We start from the raw sequence: 17523 nt of genomic DNA, 5'->3' as shown, positions 1-17523 counted from the left end.
ATGGTTGATTCGTCGGGAGGACCCGTGTTGCGGGTGGCGGTTGCCGGTGCGAGTGGATACGCCGGTGGCGAAGTGTTGCGTCTGCTGCTGAACCACCCGGAGTACCGAGCCGGGCGCCTCGAGATCGGGGCGCTGACCGCCGGATCCAACGCGGGCACCCCGCTGGGTGAGCTGCAGCCGCACCTGTTGCCGCTGGCGGGCCGGACCCTGGAAGCGACCACCCCCGAGACCCTGGCGGGCCACGACGTGGTCTTCCTCGGACTGCCGCACGGCCAGTCCGCCGCCATCGCCGCGGCCCTGCCCGAGTCCACCGTCGTCATCGACTGCGGTGCCGACTTCCGGCTCACCGACGCGGCCGCCTGGGAGAAGTACTACGGCGGCCCCCACGCGGGCAGCTGGCCCTACGGCCTGCCCGAACTGCCCGGCGGGCGCGAGCGGCTGACCGGCGCGCGGCGGATCGCGGTGCCCGGCTGCTACCCGACCGTGGCCAGCGTCGCGCTGGCCCCGGCGATCGCCGCGGGCATCATCGAGCCGAACGTGAACGTCGTCGCGGTGACCGGCACCTCGGGCGCGGGCCGCAAACTCGACGTCGGGCTGCTCGGCTCCGAGGTCATGGGCAGCGTGCGCGCCTACAACATCGCCGGGGCGCACCGGCACACCCCCGAGATCGCGCAGAACCTCAAAGCCGCTGGCGGCGTGGACGTCTCGGTGTCGTTCACCCCCATCCTCGCGCCCATGCCGCGCGGCATCCTGGCCACCTGCACCGCCCCGGTGAAGGTCGACGCGGCCCAGACGCGCGCGGTCTACGAGAAGGCCTACGCCGACGAGCCGTTCGTGCACCTGCTGCCCGAAGGTCAGCTCCCGCAGACCGGTTCGGTGCTCGGCTCCAACGCCATCACCCTGCAGGTCGCCGTCGACGCCGACGCGGGCCTGCTCGTGGTGATCGGCGCGATCGACAATCTGGCCAAGGGCACCGCGGGCGCCGCCGTGCAATCGATGAATCTGGCCGTCGGCTTCGACGAGACCGCAGGACTTTCCACCGTAGGAGTGGCACCGTGACCAGCAAACTGATCCACACGCAGGGCGTCACCGCGCCGCTCGGGTTCCGGGCGGCGGGGATCGCGGCCGGGATCAAGGCCAGCGGCAAACCCGACCTCGCGCTGGTGCTCAACGAGGGCCCCGAATACGCGGCGGCCGGGGTGTTCACCAGCAACCAGGTCAAGGCCGCGCCGGTGCTGTGGTCGCAGCAGGTGCTCGAGACCGGACGGCTGCGCGCGGTCATCCTGAACTCCGGCGGCGCCAACGCCTGCACCGGCCCCGGCGGTTTCCAGGACACGCACACGACGGCCGAGGAACTGGCCGCGGCACTGAGCAATTGGGGCACCGAGACCGGCGCGGGCGAGATCGCGGTCTGCTCCACCGGACTCATCGGTGACCGGCTGCCCATGGACAAGCTCGTCCCGGCGATCACCGAGATCGTGCACGAGATGGGCGGGGGCATGTCGGGCGGTTCCGACGCCGCCCAGGCCATCATGACCACCGACACCGTGCCCAAGGAATCGGCCTTCCACCACGAGGACAAGTGGAACGTCGGCGGCATGGCCAAGGGCGCGGGCATGCTCGCCCCGTCACTGGCCACCATGCTCGTGGTGCTCACCACCGACGCCGTGGCCACCCCCGACCAGCTCGACCAGGCGCTGCGCAAGGCCACGAAGTACACCTTCGACCGGCTCGACGTCGACGGCTCCTGCTCCACCAACGACACCGTGCTGCTGCTGGCCAACGGCGCGAGCGGTGTCACCCCGTCGCAGGAGGACCTCGACGCCGCGGTGTTCACCGTCTGCGACGACCTCGCCGCCCAGCTCATGGCCGACGCCGAGGGCGTCACCAAGCGGGTGCGCGTCACCGTCACCGGTGCCGCCAGCGAGGACGAGGCGCTCACCGTGGCCCGGGCGGTGGCCCGCGACAGCCTGGTCAAGACCGCGCTGTTCGGCTCCGACCCCAACTGGGGCCGGGTGCTGGCCGCGGTCGGCATCGCCCCGGTGACCCTGGACCCGAACCGGATCGCGGTGTCGTTCAACGGCAATCCGGTGTGCGTCGACAGCGTCGGCGCGCCGGGCGCGCGCGAGGTCGACCTGTCCGGCGAGGACATCGACGTGCTCATCGAGCTCCATGTCGGTGAGGGCACGGCCATGGTGCGTACCACCGATCTGTCGCACGCCTACGTCGAAGAGAACTCGGCGTACAGCTCATGAGCAGTGTGGTGCACAGCCTTTCGGCGCTGGACAAGGCGCATGTGCTCGCCGACGCGCTGCCGTGGCTGCAGAAGTTCCGCGACAAGATCGTCGTGGTGAAGTACGGCGGCAACGCCATGATCGACGCCGAGCTCAAGGCCGCCTTCGCCGCCGACATGGCGTTCCTGCGCACCGTCGGCGTGCACCCGGTGGTGGTGCACGGCGGTGGCCCGCAGATCAACGCCATGCTGAAACGCCTCGGTATGGAAGGCGAGTTCCGCGGCGGCTTCCGGGTCACCACGCCCGAGGTGATGGACGTGGTGCGGATGGTGCTGTTCGGGCAGGTCGGGCGCGAGCTCGTCGGCCTGATCAACGCGCACGGCCCGTACGCGGTCGGCATCTCCGGTGAGGACGCGCACCTGTTCACCGCGACCCGGCGCACGGTGACCGTGGACGGCGCGGCCACCGATATCGGCCTGGTCGGCGACGTCACCGAGGTCAATCCCGGCGCGGTGCTCGACCTCATCGACGCGGGGCGGATCCCGGTGGTCTCCACCATCGCCCCCGACGCCGACGGCGTGGTGCACAACATCAACGCCGACACCGCCGCGGCGGCCCTGGCCGAGGGCATCGGCGCCGAGAAACTCGTCGTCCTCACCGATGTCGAGGGTCTCTACACCGACTGGCCCGACCGCTCCTCGCTGACCAGCGAGATCGACGCGGCGGCCCTGGCGGAGTTGCTGCCACGCCTGGACGCGGGCATGGTGCCCAAGATGGAAGCCTGCCTGCGGGCGGTACAGGGTGGGGTGCCCAGTGCCCACGTGATCGACGGGCGCGTGCCCCACTCGGTCCTGCTGGAACTGTTCACCGGAGAGGGAATCGGAACGATGGTGACCGCATGAGTGAAGTAGAGAAGATCCAGCAGCGGTGGTCGGCCGCGATGATGAACAACTACGGCACCCCGAAGGTCGCGCTGGTGCGCGGCGCGGGCGCGGTGGTCTACGACGCCGACGGCAAGCGCTATGTCGACTTCCTCGGCGGCATCGCGGTCAACAGCCTCGGCCACGCCCACCCGGCCATCCTCGAGGCGGTCACCCAGCAGCTGGGCACCCTCGGCCACGTGTCGAACATCTACGCCAACGAGCCGGTGATCGAACTGGCCGAGAAGCTGCTGGCGCACTTCGGTGACGGCGAGGGCCGGGCGTTCTTCTGCAACTCCGGCACCGAGGCCAACGAGGCCGCGTTCAAGATCGCCCGGCTCACCGGCCGGACCAAGATCGTCGCCGCCGAGGAGGCCTTCCACGGCCGCACCATGGGCGCCCTCGCGCTCACCGGTCAGCCGTCCAAGCGCGAGCCGTTCGAGCCGATGCCGCCCGGTGTCGTGCACGTGCCCTACGGTGACGCCGCCGCGCTGGAAGCCGCGGTCGACACCGACACCGCCGCGGTGTTCCTGGAGCCGATGATGGGCGAGAGCGGCGTGGTCGTCCCGCCGTTCGACTATCTGGCCAAGGCCCGCGAGATCACCTCGCGGGCGGGCGCGCTGCTCATCCTCGACGAGGTGCAGACCGGAATCGGCCGCACCGGAACGTTCTTCGCGCACCAGGCCGCCGGGATCGTGCCCGACGCGATCACCCTGGCCAAGGGCCTGGGCGGCGGGCTGCCGATCGGCGCGGTGCTGGCCCAGGGCCGCGCCGCCGAGCTGCTCACCCCCGGTCTGCACGGCACCACCTTCGGCGGCAACCCCGTCTGCGCCGCCGCCGCGCTGGCCGTGCTGCGCACCATCGACGCCGAGGATCTGCTCTCGCACGTGGAATGGGTGGGCAAGAAGCTCAGTGACGGCATCGCCCTGCTCGAGCATCCCGAGATCGATCACGTGCGTGGCGCGGGCCTGCTCATCGGTATCGTGTTGCGGGACAACATCTCCGCGCACGTCGACGAGCGGGCGCGGGAGGCGGGCTACCTGATCAACCCCGCCAAGCCGAACGTGATCCGGCTGGCACCGCCACTGGTGCTCACCGAAACCCAGGCCGACAACTTCATCGCCGACCTGCCGGGAATTCTCGACCAGGCCGCCGCCGATGCGAAGGGAGCGCCCCAGTGACCCTGCGCCACTTTCTGCGCGACGACGACGTGACCCAGGCCGAACAGGCCGAAATCCTCGCCATCGCCGCGGAATTGAAGCAGAACCCGTTCGCGCACCGGCCGCTGGACGGCCCGCGCGGCGTCGGGGTGATCTTCGAGAAGAACTCCACCCGCACCCGCTTCTCCTTCGAACTGGGCATCGCCCAGCTCGGCGGGCACGCGGTGGTGGTCGACGGCCGCGACACCCAGCTGGGCCGTGAGGAAACCCTCGGCGACACCGGCAGCGTGCTCTCGCGCTACGTCGACGCCATCGTCTGGCGCACCTTCGAGCAGTCGCGTCTGGACGAGATGGCCGTCACCGCGACCGTTCCCGTGGTGAACGCGCTGTCCAACGAGTTCCACCCGTGTCAGGTGCTGGCCGATCTGCAGACCATCGCCGAGCGCAAGGGCACCCTGGCGGGCCTGAACCTCACCTATTTCGGCGACGGCGCCAACAATATGGCGCACTCGCTGCTGCTGGGTGGGGTCACCGCGGGCATGAACGTCACCGTGGCGGCCCCGGCCGGATTCGAGCCGCTGCCCTGGATCCTGGAGGCCGCCGCCAAGCGCGCCGCCGAGACCGGCGCGACGGTGTCGGTGACCGGTGATCCGGTGGCGGGGGCGCGCGGCGCGGATGTGCTCGTCACCGACACCTGGACCTCGATGGGGCAGGAGAACGACGGTCTCGACCGCGTCGGCCCGTTCCGGCCGTTCCAGCTCAACGCCGAACTGCTCGGCCACGCCGCCCCGGAAGTGATCGTCCTGCACTGTCTTCCGGCCCATCGCGGCGAGGAGATCACCGACGAGGTGCTCGACGGCGCGCACAGCGTGGTCTGGGACGAGGCAGAGAACCGGCTGCACGCGCAGAAGGCGCTGCTGGTCTGGCTGCTGGCGAAGGCCGCCGCGTGAGACCGCGGCGAAGGTGGGCCTGCGCGCAGGTGCGGCGATGAGCGCTCCCGAGAAGGGTTCGCCCGCGATCGCCCGCACCCGCGCAGGCCGTCAGTCCCGGATCGTGGAACTGCTGTCCGCGCATTCGGTCCGCAGCCAGACCGAGCTCGCGGCGCTACTGGCCGCCGAGGGCATCGAGACCACCCAGGCCACCCTGTCGCGCGATCTCGACGAACTCGGCGCGGTGAAGCTGCGCGCGGCCGACGGCGGCGCCGGTGTCTACGTGGTGCCCGAGGACGGCAGCCCGGTGCGCGGGGTCACCGGCGGCACCGGCCGACTGTCGAAACTGCTCGGTGACCTGCTGGTCTCCACCGACGCCAGCGGCAATCTCGCCGTGCTGCGCACCCCGCCCGGCGCGGCCCACTTCCTGGCCAGCGCGCTGGACCGGGCCGCGCTGCCCTTCATCGTCGGCACCATCGCCGGTGACGACACCATCGCCGTCATCGCCCGCGAGCCCCTCACCGGCGCCGAACTGGCCGCCGAGATCGAACGCCTGGCCTGACCACGATCAGGACGCGGGCGGCGGAACGCGCAGGCCCGCGAGCGTGATCTCGGTGAGCAGCGGGGCCGACTCGGCCGCGGCGGCGCAGCCCGCGCCGATGCCGTGGCCCAGCCGCAGGATGTCGCGCGGGCCGACCTCGGGACGGACGATGCCCGCCTCCTGCACCGGCACCAGCACGCTGCTCGCGGCCTCGCCCAGCAGGGTCGAGCAGGCCGAGAAGGTCTCCGAGGTGCGGTCGATCGCGGCCTTGAGGGTGGTCGCCAGGCCGTGCCGCTCGAGGATATAGGTGACGAGTTCGCCGAACCACGCCTCGAACGCCACCAGCGGCGGCTCGGACCGGCGCAGTTGCTCCGCGCGCGCGGCCAGCGCTTCGATATTGGCGCGGTAGACCGCCTCCATGAGCGCGGTGCGATGCGGGAAGTGGCGGTACAGCGTGCCCGCGCCGACTCCGGCGCGCCGGGCGATGTCGTCGAGCGGTGCGTCGGTGCCGTGTTCGGCGAAAGCGTCACGCGCGCAGGCGATGATGCGCTCGTAGTTGCGGCGCGCGTCGGCGCGCATCGGCCGCGACGGTGCGTCCACGAGAATCCTCCACTGGAAACGGATGAAGTCTCCGTTTAGTCTTGCGGAACCGGAGACTTTCTCCCTATGCTAGCTCTGTCTTAAACGGAGAGTCTCTCCGTTTGCTTCCACTGTCGATGGAGCGTTGGTGACCACCACACTCGTACAACACAACCGGGTCGATCGATCCCGCCCGGCCCTCGTCCTGTTCACCCTGCTGACCTGTCAGCTCATGATCATTCTCGATGTCACCGTGATGAATGTGGCGCTGCCGCACATCCGGACCGACCTGGACTTCAGTCCCACCGGACTGTCCTGGGTGATGAACTCCTACACCCTGGTCTTCGGCGGCCTGCTGCTGCTCGGCGGCCGTGCCGGTGACCTGTTCGGCCGCCGCAGGCTGTTCCTCTGGGGCACTACGTTGTTCACCCTCGCCTCACTGGCGGGCGGGCTGGCGCCCTCGGCGGGCTGGCTGCTCGCGGCGCGGGTACTACAGGGCATCGGCGGTGCCATGGCCGCGCCCAATACCCTGGCGCTGCTCACGACCACGTTCGACGAGCCGAAGGCGCGCATCCGCGTGCTCGCGCTGTTCTCCGGCATGTCCAGTGCCGGGTTCGCCATCGGCCTGATCGTCGGCGGGCTGCTCACCGAGTGGTTCGGCTGGCGCTCGGTGCTGTTCATCAACGTGCCGTTCGGGCTGGTCATCGCGGCGCTCGCGCTGCGCTACCTGCCCGAGGCGCCGCGGCGGCCCGCGCGCCTGGATCTGCCGGGCGCGGTGACCGCGACGGCGGCGGTGGCGGCCCTGGTCTACGGCTTCATCAGCGCCGCGTCGGACGGCTGGGGCGCGCCGGGCACCGACCTCTCGCTCGCGGTGGGCCTGGCCCTGCTCGCGGCGTTCATCGCCGTGGAACTGCGTGCGCCGCAACCCTTGTTGCCGCTGGGTCTGTTCGCCGATCGCAATCGCGCCGCCGGGTACCTCAATATGTTCCTCGGGCCGATGGCGGGCATGTCGATGTTCTTCTTCCTGACCCAGTATCTGCAGGACGTGCGCGGAATGAGTTCGCTGGCCACGGGATTCGCGTTCCTGCCGACGGCCGCGCTGATGTTCACGATGATCCGCTTCGTGCCGCGGCTGCTGGCCCGCTTCGGCCCGAAACCGGTGACCCTGACCGGCACCGTCTCGATGGTCGTCGGCCTGGTCCTGCTGACCCGCCTCACCGCCGACACCGGCTATTTCCCGCTGCTGTTCCTGGCCATGGTCGCGATGGGTTGCGGTATCGGCCTGGCGTTCTCGCCGTTGAACGTGGTCATCATGTCCACGGTGTCGCCGCAGGAGGCGGGCGCGGCGGGCGGCGCGCTGCAGACCATGCAGCAGACCGGTGGCGCGCTCGGCCTGGCCATCCTGGTGACGGTCTTCGGTACCGCCGCGCGCGAGGCGGGCGGGTCACCCACCCACGCCCTGGTCGGCGGCATGACGGCCGCCTTCGCGGCGGCCGCCGTCATCGCGGCGCTGACCGTGGTGGTGGCCCTCACCTTCCGGCGCGGCGGCACCGGCGCGGCGTGAGCCACCCGCCGGATGGCCGTCAGCGGGCCATCCGGCGGGCGCGCAGCACCACCCAGGTGCCCAGGATCAGGGCGGTGCCCGCGCAGAGCAGCAGGAGGGCGGCGGTGGTCGCGTAGGCGGCCCAGGTGGGCAGGAGTTGTTCGAGCCCGCGGACCAGGGCTGCGAGGGCGAAGAGGGCGGCGATTCCCGCGGTGACGGCGGCGACGGTGAGGGCGACGGTCGCCAGGAGAGCGAGTCGGAGGTGGGCTGCCAGGGCGGTCGCCAGGCGGGCGGCCTCGCGGCGGGCCTTGCGGACGGCCGGTGTGTGCAGGAGGGCGGATTCGCGGGTCATGGGAGGTCCTGTCAGTGGGTGAGCAGTGGGGAGCCGACCTTGCTGATGAGCCAGCGGTCGGCGTCCTTGCGCAGCGACATCGTCACCGCGAGCTGGCCGGGCGTGGGGGCACCCTGGGTGCCGAGACTGGTGATGGTCTGGTGGATGACGGCGACGGCTTCGGCACTGGACTCGTCGGCCGAGGTGAGCGCGCACTCGACGGTGCCCACGGTGGAGACCACCTGTCCCTGCACGAGGACATCGCGCAGATCCTTGCTGGTGGCGTCGAATTCGGACTTCCACTCGCCGGTCGCGCCCGCCAGCACGGCCGCGAAATACGTGTCGAGATCCTTGGCGTCGTAGCGGGCCAGGGTCGGGGCGTACGCGCACGCGGCCTGCTGCGCGGCGGTGCGGGCGTCCTCGCGGGAACGCAGGTGGTGATTGTCGACGGCGGACCAGACCGCGATGCCCGAGGCCGCCACCGTCGTGACGATCAGCAACCGGATCACGCCACGGCGGATCACTCGGGGAATTGCGTTGTGGGCCTGGGTGGTACGTGTCGGTTCGTCGAGGGCGACGGTGTCTTCGCTGGTCATCGGGAAATCCTCAGGGGTCATTTCGTGGGGAGGGGAACGGAGAGTTCGTCACCGGTGACACCCGGCGGCGGACCCGACCCGTTGTCGGGACCGGGCGGACGCGGCGCGTTGGCGGCCCCGCGGATCTGGAGCGCGGGATCGCTGGTGACGCAGTAGTTGTAGAGACGGCTGCGCCCGTCGGAGACCTTCGCGGGAGAGACCGGCACCGTCTCGTATTCGCAGGTGGGCCGTGGCCACGCCTCGGCCAGGGTGTAGAAGGCGCCGTCGTGCGCGGGCACGCCGATGGCGGCCACACCGTCGCGCAGGGCCGGGAACAGCGCCGCCATGGCGGGTGTGCGCAGCCGTGCCGCGCGGGTGATGGCGACGACATTGGTGACCAGACCGGTCAGCGGATCGGCGGTCTCGGTGAGCACGCTGCCCAGCGTCGCCAGCCGTCCCGGCGTGCGCTCGAGCAGGTCGCGGACCTCCTGATCGGCCGCGTCGAGCTGATCGAACAGTGCGCCCGAGCCGCGCGCCAGGGTGCCCAGATCGGGTTGGGCCTGCGCGGTGGTCGCCGCGATGACCTGCAGATCGCGGATCAGCTGGGTGGTCTGTGGCAGCAGCCCCGCCAGCCCGGTCATCGCCTGGCTCAGGCCGCTGATGACCGCGCGCAGCACGTCGGGCCCGCCGCCGAGGGCGCGGTCCAGTTCGTCGACGATCACCGTGAGCCGCTGCGGATTCATCCCGCCGATCAGCGCCCCGGTGTCGGCCAGGAAGGCGTCGATGGTCACCGGGGTGCTCACCTGCGCGGCGCCGACGACCGCGCCCTCGGTGAGGAACGGGCCGCTGTCGGTATCGGGGCGGAAGTCCAGGTACTGCTCACCCGCCGCCGACAATCGACCCACGGCCACCGGCGAACCCACCGGAATCCGTGCGGCACTGTCGATCTCGATATCGGCGCGGAGCGCGTCCCCGTCGATCCGCACCGCGCGCACCGCACCCACCGGCACCCCGCGCACCGTGACGGCGCTGCGGGGGAGCAGCCCGCCGGAGCGATCCAGCTGCACCTGCACGCTGTAGGTGGTGCGCAGCGGCCGTACCCCGACGACATCGATCGCCAGATACCCCGAGCCCACCACCAGCAGCCCGACCATTCCCAGCATGGCGAAGGCGGTCCGGCGCTGATACGCCCAGCGCGCGAGGATCACCACCCAACCCGCGGCCCGGTCGATCATCGGGGGCCTCCTTGCACACGGTCGAGTACTCGCGCGAGCACCTGGGTGAGACTGCCGACGAAGGCGGTCACATCGGTGCCGTCGGGCAGCCTGCTGCCCGGCGGATCGGTCAGTGCCCCCACATCCAGGAACGACACCGTCGCCGCCACCGCGAGGGTGGTGCCCTGGGTGCTCGCGCGGACCGCGGGTGCCAGCGCGGTGAACTGGTCGAGCGCGCCCGCCAGGTCGTCCTCCATGCGGGTGAAGCCCGACATGAGCGCCTGCACGCTGTCGAAGAGACCGAGGAAGGCCGGGCCGCTGGTGCTGGTGAAGTCACCGAGCGCGGCGGTCACCGTCGAGACCTGGACGGTGAGATCGGTGATGGCGCGATTGTTCTCGGCGATCACCGCGATGAGGTCGGGGAAGGTGTCGGCGGTCTGCCCGAGGTCGTCCTTGCGGGCCCGCAGGGTGCCGGTCAGCCCGTCGAGCCCGTGCAGCACCGCGTCGATCTGTCCCGTGCGCTGATTCAGCGCGCCGAGCACGGCGGTGAGTTCGGTGAGCAGATGGGCCAGTTGCGGGCCGCGTCCGCCGACGATGGCGTTCAGTTCCGAGGTGATCCGGGCGACCTGGTTCATCGCGCCGCCGTCGAGCAGCAGCGACATGGCCGTCATCAGTTCCTCCACCGAGGCACCGGCGGAGGTGTGCTCGCGGTCGATGGTGTCGCCGTCGCCGAGCAGCGGTGTGCCGGGCCGGGGTTCGGGCAGGGTGACGGCGATGTGGATGTCGCCCAGCGGGGTCGCCTGCCGCAGTTCGGCGCGGGTGCCCAGGGGCAGCGCGATATCGCGGCGCACCTCGAGGTCGACCTCGGCGCGGAAGTTCGTCGTGTCGATCCCGGTCACCACCCCGATATCGGTGCCGCCGATCTTCACCCGCGCCCGTTCGGGCAGGTTGAGCGCGTTGTCGAACACCGCGTGCAGGCGATAGGACGGCCCGTCGACCCCCGGGCGCGGCAGCGGCACCGTGTCGACGGTGCACCCGGCGAGCACGGCGGTGGTCAGCAGGGCGACGGCGAGGCGCAGGGCGGGCCGGTTCACGCGGTGAGTCCCAGCAGTGCGGCGGTCAGCCCGAAGTCCGGCCCGAAATCCTGGAGTTTGCCGGTCCGGCAGCCGTCGGCGCGCAGGGCGAGTCGTTCGCACAGTGTCGCGAGGATCTCGTTGTCCAGCAGCGTCTTGTCGGTGAGCAGGTGCAGGCGCAGCGCCCGGTGTTCGGTGCTGACCGAACGGGCCAGGTTCTCGAACAGCATCGGGGTGACGTCGACGATCTCGGTGAGCCCGCGCGCGTGCTCGCGCATCTGGCCGGTGATCCCGACGAGTCGGCGCACCGCGTCGGTCAGCGGCGCCTTGTTCTCGGCGAGCACGCCCGAGGTGTTGGCGACGAAGTCGTCGATCTGGGCCAGCACCGCCGCCAGCCCGGGTGCCTGCTCGGCGAGCAGGGTGACCAGTTCGGTGAGCCGGGCGCTGAAATCGCGCACGGTCCGGTCATTGCCCGCGACGACGGCAGTGAGGTCGTTGAGGGCGATGATGGTGTTCGAGATCTGGTCGCGATCGGCGAGGGTGACCTCGAGGGCGCCCGCGAGGTTGTCCAGGGTCGCGCGGATGCGGTCGCCGTTGCCGTCGAGCATGGGGAACAGCACCCGGCTGGCCATCGGGCCCTCGGTGTCGTCGCCGCGCAGGGCGGCGCCGAGCTGCTGGAAGTTGCGCAGGATGCGGTCGAGTTCCACCGGAGTCCTGGTGCGCGAGAGGGGAATATGCGTGCCGTCGGTCAGTCGGGGGCCCTCGCCGGAATAGGCGGGGGTGAGTTCCACGTGGCGGTTGGTGATCAGCTGCGGGGAGACCAGCGCGGCCATGGCGTCGGCGGGCAGTTCGGTGTCGCCGTCGATGGTCATCCGCACCTCCACGAAGGTGGCGCGCTGCTCGATCGCGTCGACCCGGCCCACCGGGACACCGAGCACCGACACTTCGTTGCCGACGAAAACCCCTGCCGCGCTCTCGAAATCGGCGCTGATCCGCAGCGCGCCGGGCCGCAGCGCCACCGGAATCGAAGAGCACCCGGCCCCGAAGACCGTGACGACGAGCAGCACGAGAACCTGCATCACCGCGCGCATCACCGGCACCCCTCCACGGCCTGGGCCAGACACAGCCAGTTGTCCGGGAACAGCCACGGCATATAGACCTCGCCGTAGGGTCCCTGCCCGAGGCCGTTGGTGAACTGGCGCACCGTCACCGGCATCACCTGATACAGCGCGTCGAGATTGTCGCGATTCTTCTCCAGCCCTTCGGACATGGTGTTCAGGCTCTGGATGAGCGGGCCGAGCCTGCCCCCGTTCTCGACACCCATGTCCCGCAGGATCTTCGAGGCGGCCGCGACATTGCCGAGCAGCTCCCGCACCAGCTCACGGCGGCGCGACACCGCGTCACCGATGGCCTGCCCGCGCGTGAGCAACAGCAGCACACTGTTCTGGTTGTCGGCGATCAGCCCGGAGACCTGGTCCATGCTGGTGAGCAGCTGGTCCACCTCGTCGCGGCGCGTGGCGACCACTTTCGCCAGCGCGCCCACGCTGTCGAGCGCCTGCGCGGTGAGCTGCGGTGAATCGCCCATCTGCCTGCTCACCGCGTCGAGGCTCGCGCGCAACGCCTCCGGATCGAGCCGTTCCAGATGCTCGAAGGAGTTGCGGTAGGTGGGATCGTTCACCACCTTGGCCAGGTTGTAGGGAACGGTGGTGGCGGACAGCGGAATCCGCGCCGAGCCGAGATCGGTGCGCAGACCGGGATCGAGTTCGACGTGCATCTTGCCGAGAATGGTCGACATCTCGATGGCCGCCTTGGCGTCACCCCCGAGCCGCACATCCTTGCGCAGACTCATCGCCACCACCACCCGATCACGTTCCAGTCGCACCGATTTCACCGTGCCGACCTCGATTCCGGCGATGTCCACACTGTTGCCCGCGCGCAGTCCCGCGGCCTGGGCGAACTCGGCGTGCACCGTCGCCTTGCCGAGTTCGGCGCGCGAGAGCACCCCGGACCCGAGGACCAGCGCGACCACCGCCGCCCCGGCCGCGATCCCCAGCCACAGCGGCCGATTGCCGAACGAGCCGCGTAGCGCGGTGAGCGCGCGGGTGTACAGGGACGTGATCATCGACAGACCTCCGAATGCGCGGTGCCACCCACCTGCGGCAGCAGCCCACGTGGGAACAACACACCCCACAGCGAGACGTCCAGACTGCAGATGTGGGCATTGATATAGGTGCCGTTGCCGCTGATCCTGGCCAGTCCGGCCAGGACCAGCGGGAGTTCGATCGCCGAGCGGTCCAGCCGCTCGCCGTTGGCCAGCAGCAACTCCACCCCGGCGCTCGCCTGCTGTTGGGCCAGCGCCATCCCCGGGGCGACCTGCCCGATCAGCTCGGTGAGTTTCGTCGTCGACTCCGCGATCCCGGTGACGGCGCCGCTGAGCGCCGAACCCTGCTCGTAGAGCCCGGTGACCAGCGCCCGCGACTGGGTGATCAGCGTTTCCAGCTCACCGCTGCGACGGGCCAGGCCAGCGATCACATCGCTGAGATTGCCGATCACGGCACCGAGGATCTGATCGCGCTCCCCGAAGGTCGCCGCCAGCGCCGCGGCCTGGGTGATCAGCGCCGAGAGCGAAACCCCGTCGCCCTGCAGGGCTTGTACGAGGGTCTCCGACAGCGAGTTCACCTCCTCCGGCTGCAGCAGGCTGAACAGCGGTTCGAAACCGGACAGCATGGTGGAGACGTCGAAGGAGGATTCGGTGCGCTCCAACGGAATCGAGTCGTCCGGGGCCAGCGGGTGGCCCGGTGACTCGCCCGCGGCGAGGGCCACATAGCGCTGGCCGATCAGATTCTGATAGCGGATCGACGCGGTCGTGGTGGTGGTGAGTTGCTGCCGCGCCCGCACCGCCAGGGTGACCTCGGCATGGCGGCGATCCACGAGCTCGATGGCGTCGACCCGACCGACCCGCACACCCGCGATCCGCACATCGTCCCCCTCGCGCAGCCCGAGGACATCGGCGAAGGTGGCGCGATAGCGGTGGGTGTCGCCGGGCACCGAGCGCTGCAGCGTGGACCAGATGGTGACCGTCGCCAGCACCGAGAGCACGACGAAGACGGCCAGGCCGGGATAGAAAGCGCGCGAACGCATGTCAGCGTCCTCCCGTCGGGGTGGCGGTGAGTGTGGTGCCGGACAGGATCGCGCCGAGCAGCATCACCTGGGTCAGATTCGGTCGGCCGCCGACGAGCGCCGCGACGGCATGGGGGCCGGTCAGCGCGATGGGGCGTCCGGTCGGTGCGGGGAGCCCGTCTGCGGGACTTCCTGGCGGCGCGGTGATCGAATGCTCTGCCAGAGTCGCCGGTGCTGCCGGAGCTGCGGAGGTCGCCGGAGCCGCCGGGTCTGGCGCCGCCGGAGTCGCTGAGACTGCCGGAGTCGTAGCGGCCGCCGGAGCTGTCGGTGCGGGGACGGTGATGCCTGGGATCACCAGTCCCGGAATCGTCGGGAGGGTGAGTCCGGGGATCGCAGGAAGCGACAGCTCGGGGAGCGCGGGGCCCGGTGCGGGCCCGGCCGACTCGAGCCAGCCGGGGATCAGTGAGGCCGGATACTGCTGCGGTGCGGCGACTTCCGGAACCGTCGCGCCGCCGCAGCGTGGACCTGCCTGGCTGCCGTAGTGCGGGCAGTCGGCGGCCGTGTACTGCTGGAACGGGGTGAGCGAGACGGTGATCTCCCAGCGCATCTGGTTGCTCGGACCCCAGTTGAACACGGTGGCCAGCCGGGACAGCGACGTGTCGAGTTCCCGCACGGTGTCGGTGAGCGCGGTCGGGTCGGCCGCCAGCGCGCCGAAGGTCTCGTCCAGGCCGACGACGAGTTCCTTGCCCGCGTCGGGATTGCGGGCGAACAGCGCCTGGGTCGCCTCGGTCGCGGCGCTCGCGCTGGTGAGCAGGTCGATGAGCTGCGCGCGGCGGTCGGTGATGGTGCGCGCGGTCCGCACCGAGCGGCCGAGCGCGTCCACCAGTTCCGGCGCCGACCGGTTCACCGCCGCGGTCGCCGCGCCGAGATCGCCGAGCAGATCACCGATTCCCGGGATCGCGCGCACCTCGGTGATCCACTGGTCGAGCCGTTCGACGGTGGAACCGGGCAGCCGCGCGTCGCCGTCGAGGGCGTCGGCCAGGGTGGCCAGCACGCGGGCGAGCTTGGCGGGTTGGATGCGGTCGAGCACATCGCGCAGCGTGGTCAGCGTGGTCTGCAGGGCGACGGTGGCGCTGCCCGTGTCCTGGGCGATCTCGGCACCCGCGCGCAGGCCCGCGGCCGAGCGGCCGTTGTCGACCAGTTCGATCGCGGTGACACCGAAGATATTGGCGGGCACGACCCGGGCGGTGACCGTCGACGGAATCGCCGCCGCGGCAGCGGGTTCCAGACGCAGGTCCACACGCTGCCGCACGCCCTTCCCGGCGATCTCCACCCCCGACACCGAGCCGACGAGCAGCCCCCGGAAGCGGACATCGGCGCGGGCGGGCAGGCCGTCGCCGGTGCTGGTGAGCAGGGCGGTCACCGCCACGGTGTCCTCGAAGCGGCCCGTCGAGCGCAAACCGAGCAGCGCCACGACCGTCGACAGCGTCGCCGTCATCGCGACACCGGCCAGCCCGAGCCGTCGCCGCGACCAACCGCGGCCACCGGGATCCACAGACATCGGCGCCCCTATCCCGAGATCCGGATGCCGGGGTCCACGCCCCAGATCGCCAGGGTGAGCAGCAGATTCAGGAAGACCACCACGATGATCGTCAGCTTGATCGCCCGCCCCGCCGCCAGCCCGACACCCTCGGGCCCACCGGCGGCCACATAGCCGGAATGGCACTGGATGAACGTCGCGACCAGCACGAACGCCACCGCCTTGACCACCGACCAGCCGATGTCGCCGGGATCGAGGAACTGGTGGAAATAGTGGTCGTAGGTGCCGAGTCCGGTGCCGCCCAGGAAGAACACCGTCACCTTCGTGGTGAGGTAGGCCGTCGCCATGCCGATGGCGTACAGCGGCAGGATGGCGACCGCGGCGGCCAGCATGCGGGTGGTGATCAGGTAGGGGAGTGGGCGGATCGCCATGGCCTCGAGCGCGTCGATCTCCTCGGCGATCCGCATCGACCCGATCTGCGCGGTGAACCGGCATCCGGCCTGCGCGGCGAAGGCGATGGTGGCCAGCAGCGGGGCCAGTTCACGGGTGGTGGCGAAGCCGGAGATGGCGCCGGTCAGCGGGCTCATCGTCAGCAGGTCCAGGGCGGTGTGCGATTCCATGCCGACGGTGACACCGCCGAAACCACACAGGATCAGCACCACACCGACCGTCCCGCCGCCCACCACCAGGGCACCGTTGCCCCAGGTGACGTCGACGATCAGCCGGACCAGTTCCTTGCGGTAGTGCCGCAGCACGAACGGGATCGCCAGCAGCGATTCGACGAACACCACGCCCTGGTGTCCCAGACGGACATTCGCGTCGGCCAGCGGGCGGGTCGCCGCGGACAGCGCCCGCCACGGTCGCAGCGCGGGCGGCAGATAGCTGGCCACCTCAGAGCACCTTCGACGGGAAGACGGTGTTGTAGATCTGGGTCAGCGCGATATTGGCCGCGAACAGCACGATCGCCGAGCTGACCACCGCCGAGTTCACCGCGTTCGCGACCCCGCCCGGACCGCCCTGGGTGTGCAGGCCCGCGTCGCAGGCGATGATCGCGGTGAGCGCGCCGAACACCGCCGCCTTCACGATCGCGACCACCAGATCGGCGGCGACCGCGAACGAGGCGAAGGTGCTGATGTAGGAGCCCGGGGTGCCGTCCTGGACGAAGACATTGAACGCGTAACCGGTGGCGAAGCCGATGAACACCACGAACCCGCACAGCAGCATGCTCACCGCGACCGCGGCCAGCAGGCGCGGCGCGACCAGCCTGCGCACCGGGTCGACCCCCATCACCCGCATGGCGTCGATCTCCTCGCGAATGGTCCGCGAGCCCAGATCGGCGCAGATCGAGGACCCGACCGCCCCCGCGATCATCAGCGAGGTGACCAGCGGCGCGCCCTGCCGGATGATGCCCAGCCCGTTCACCGCCCCGATGAAGGTGGTCGCCCCGACCTGTCCGACCAGCGACCCGATCTGGATCGAGACCACCACCGCCACTGGGATGGCGACCAGCAGCGTCGGCGTGGCTGAGACACCGGCCATGAACGAGCACTGCCGGAGGAATTCGGTGAGCGGAAACCGGCGGTGGACCAGGGCTCGGACCAGCTCGGTGAGCGCCCGACCAGCCATGGTGACCTGTCGGCCCGCGGTCTCGACCGACCGCTGGGGATGTCCGCGCCACCAGCGTTGTGCGAACTCCACGACGAGCTCGCGATCTGCTGGTTCGGTCGGTTTCTCGATGGTCGCGACGATGATGATCACCCCGGG

General features: G+C 70.6%; 18 protein-coding genes. 7 read left to right on the top strand and 11 right to left on the bottom strand.

What is annotated here, in order from left to right:
• Genes argC through QC180_RS28085 form a run of 6 tightly spaced genes read left to right on the top strand, consistent with a single transcriptional unit; the run spans window position 1 to window position 5805 of the window.
• Window positions 1–1059: an N-acetyl-gamma-glutamyl-phosphate reductase gene (gene argC, locus QC180_RS28110; protein WP_278265867.1), complete on the top strand. Its 1059-nt coding sequence runs from the start codon at window positions 1–3 to the stop codon at window positions 1057–1059.
• A complete protein-coding gene (argJ, locus tag QC180_RS28105; RefSeq protein ID WP_278265866.1) occupies window positions 1056–2255 on the top strand; it encodes a bifunctional glutamate N-acetyltransferase/amino-acid acetyltransferase ArgJ in 1200 nt (399 codons plus the stop codon). Before argC ends, argJ begins: the two co-directional genes overlap by 4 nt.
• Window positions 2252–3136: an acetylglutamate kinase gene (gene argB, locus QC180_RS28100; RefSeq protein ID WP_278265865.1), complete on the top strand. Its 885-nt coding sequence runs from the start codon at window positions 2252–2254 to the stop codon at window positions 3134–3136. The genes argJ and argB overlap by 4 nt, the downstream gene beginning before the upstream one ends.
• Window positions 3133–4335 carry an acetylornithine transaminase gene (locus QC180_RS28095; RefSeq protein WP_278265864.1) on the top strand — a complete coding sequence of 401 codons (1203 nt, stop codon included), beginning with the start codon at window positions 3133–3135 and terminating at the stop codon, window positions 4333–4335. The genes argB and QC180_RS28095 overlap by 4 nt, the downstream gene beginning before the upstream one ends.
• Window positions 4332–5264, top strand: a complete 933-nt coding sequence (gene argF, locus QC180_RS28090; RefSeq protein WP_278265863.1) for an ornithine carbamoyltransferase — start codon at window positions 4332–4334, stop codon at window positions 5262–5264. The genes QC180_RS28095 and argF overlap by 4 nt, the downstream gene beginning before the upstream one ends.
• Window positions 5265–5301: 37 nt before the next feature.
• Window positions 5302–5805 carry an arginine repressor gene (locus QC180_RS28085; RefSeq protein WP_278265862.1) on the top strand — a complete coding sequence of 168 codons (504 nt, stop codon included), beginning with the start codon at window positions 5302–5304 and terminating at the stop codon, window positions 5803–5805.
• 6 nt (window positions 5806–5811) lie between these two features.
• Here QC180_RS28085 and QC180_RS28080 read toward each other — a convergent pair whose 3' ends face one another.
• Complete coding sequence (locus QC180_RS28080) at window positions 5812–6384, bottom strand: TetR/AcrR family transcriptional regulator (RefSeq protein WP_278265861.1); 573 nt, start codon at window positions 6382–6384, stop codon at window positions 5812–5814.
• 127 nt (window positions 6385–6511) lie between these two features.
• Here QC180_RS28080 and QC180_RS28075 point away from each other — a divergent pair, with 127 nt between their 5' ends.
• Complete coding sequence (locus tag QC180_RS28075) at window positions 6512–7927, top strand: MFS transporter (protein WP_278265860.1); 1416 nt, start codon at window positions 6512–6514, stop codon at window positions 7925–7927.
• 19 nt (window positions 7928–7946) lie between these two features.
• Here the strand turns inward: QC180_RS28075 and QC180_RS28070 are convergent, their stop codons facing one another.
• Genes QC180_RS28070 through QC180_RS28025 form a run of 10 tightly spaced genes read right to left on the bottom strand, consistent with a single transcriptional unit; the run spans window position 7947 to window position 17496 of the window.
• Window positions 7947–8258 carry a hypothetical protein gene (locus QC180_RS28070; protein ID WP_278265859.1) on the bottom strand — a complete coding sequence of 104 codons (312 nt, stop codon included), beginning with the start codon at window positions 8256–8258 and terminating at the stop codon, window positions 7947–7949.
• Window positions 8259–8269: 11 nt separating this feature from the next.
• Window positions 8270–8833: a hypothetical protein gene (locus QC180_RS28065; RefSeq protein ID WP_278265858.1), complete on the bottom strand. Its 564-nt coding sequence runs from the start codon at window positions 8831–8833 to the stop codon at window positions 8270–8272.
• A gap of 17 nt (window positions 8834–8850) precedes the next feature.
• Window positions 8851–10047 (bottom strand): MCE family protein, encoded by a 1197-nt coding sequence (locus tag QC180_RS28060; protein ID WP_278265857.1) that lies wholly within the window; start codon window positions 10045–10047, stop codon window positions 8851–8853.
• On the bottom strand, window positions 10044–11120 hold the full coding sequence (locus tag QC180_RS28055; RefSeq protein WP_278265856.1) for an MCE family protein: 1077 nt from the start codon (window positions 11118–11120) through the stop codon (window positions 10044–10046). Before QC180_RS28055 ends, QC180_RS28060 begins: the two co-directional genes overlap by 4 nt.
• Window positions 11117–12190 carry an MCE family protein gene (locus tag QC180_RS28050; protein WP_474646555.1) on the bottom strand — a complete coding sequence of 358 codons (1074 nt, stop codon included), beginning with the start codon at window positions 12188–12190 and terminating at the stop codon, window positions 11117–11119. The genes QC180_RS28055 and QC180_RS28050 overlap by 4 nt, the downstream gene beginning before the upstream one ends.
• Entirely contained in the window at window positions 12190–13221 is a 1032-nt protein-coding gene (locus tag QC180_RS28045) for an MlaD family protein (RefSeq protein ID WP_278265854.1), read from the bottom strand. Before QC180_RS28045 ends, QC180_RS28050 begins: the two co-directional genes overlap by 1 nt.
• Complete coding sequence (locus tag QC180_RS28040) at window positions 13218–14240, bottom strand: MlaD family protein (protein WP_278265853.1); 1023 nt, start codon at window positions 14238–14240, stop codon at window positions 13218–13220. Before QC180_RS28040 ends, QC180_RS28045 begins: the two co-directional genes overlap by 4 nt.
• 1 nt (window position 14241) lies before the next feature.
• On the bottom strand, window positions 14242–15780 hold the full coding sequence (locus tag QC180_RS28035; protein ID WP_278265852.1) for an MCE family protein: 1539 nt from the start codon (window positions 15778–15780) through the stop codon (window positions 14242–14244).
• An 8-nt stretch (window positions 15781–15788) separates the two neighbouring features.
• Window positions 15789–16649, bottom strand: a complete 861-nt coding sequence (locus tag QC180_RS28030; protein ID WP_474646554.1) for an ABC transporter permease — start codon at window positions 16647–16649, stop codon at window positions 15789–15791.
• Window position 16650: 1 nt separating this feature from the next.
• Window positions 16651–17496 carry an MlaE family ABC transporter permease gene (locus tag QC180_RS28025; protein WP_474646557.1) on the bottom strand — a complete coding sequence of 282 codons (846 nt, stop codon included), beginning with the start codon at window positions 17494–17496 and terminating at the stop codon, window positions 16651–16653.
• Window positions 17497–17523: the final 27 nt, after the last annotated feature.

The sequence above is a fragment of the Nocardia anocheti genome, from assembly GCF_029675105.1.
GTDB lineage: Bacteria > Actinomycetota > Actinomycetes > Mycobacteriales > Mycobacteriaceae > Nocardia.
The sequence above is the reverse complement of the archived record's forward strand: the minus strand, read 5'-3'. Positions and strand labels throughout refer to the sequence as shown.

What these genes read in the sequence shown, in the direction of transcription:
- argC (WP_278265867.1), top strand. Translation starts at nt 1, where the DNA reads ATGGTTGATTCGTCGGGAGGACCCGTGTTGCGGGTGGCGGTTGCCGGT.
- argB (WP_278265865.1), top strand. Translation starts at nt 2,252, where the DNA reads ATGAGCAGTGTGGTGCACAGCCTTTCGGCGCTGGACAAGGCGCATGTG.
- QC180_RS28095 (WP_278265864.1), top strand. Translation starts at nt 3,133, where the DNA reads ATGAGTGAAGTAGAGAAGATCCAGCAGCGGTGGTCGGCCGCGATGATG.
- QC180_RS28085 (WP_278265862.1), top strand. Translation starts at nt 5,302, where the DNA reads ATGAGCGCTCCCGAGAAGGGTTCGCCCGCGATCGCCCGCACCCGCGCA.
- QC180_RS28070 (WP_278265859.1), bottom strand. Translation starts at nt 8,258, where the DNA reads ATGACCCGCGAATCCGCCCTCCTGCACACACCGGCCGTCCGCAAGGCC.
- QC180_RS28065 (WP_278265858.1), bottom strand. Translation starts at nt 8,833, where the DNA reads ATGACCAGCGAAGACACCGTCGCCCTCGACGAACCGACACGTACCACC.
- QC180_RS28060 (WP_278265857.1), bottom strand. Translation starts at nt 10,047, where the DNA reads ATGATCGACCGGGCCGCGGGTTGGGTGGTGATCCTCGCGCGCTGGGCG.
- QC180_RS28050 (WP_474646555.1), bottom strand. Translation starts at nt 12,190, where the DNA reads ATGCGCGCGGTGATGCAGGTTCTCGTGCTGCTCGTCGTCACGGTCTTC.
- QC180_RS28045 (WP_278265854.1), bottom strand. Translation starts at nt 13,221, where the DNA reads ATGATCACGTCCCTGTACACCCGCGCGCTCACCGCGCTACGCGGCTCG.
- QC180_RS28040 (WP_278265853.1), bottom strand. Translation starts at nt 14,240, where the DNA reads ATGCGTTCGCGCGCTTTCTATCCCGGCCTGGCCGTCTTCGTCGTGCTC.
- QC180_RS28035 (WP_278265852.1), bottom strand. Translation starts at nt 15,780, where the DNA reads ATGTCTGTGGATCCCGGTGGCCGCGGTTGGTCGCGGCGACGGCTCGGG.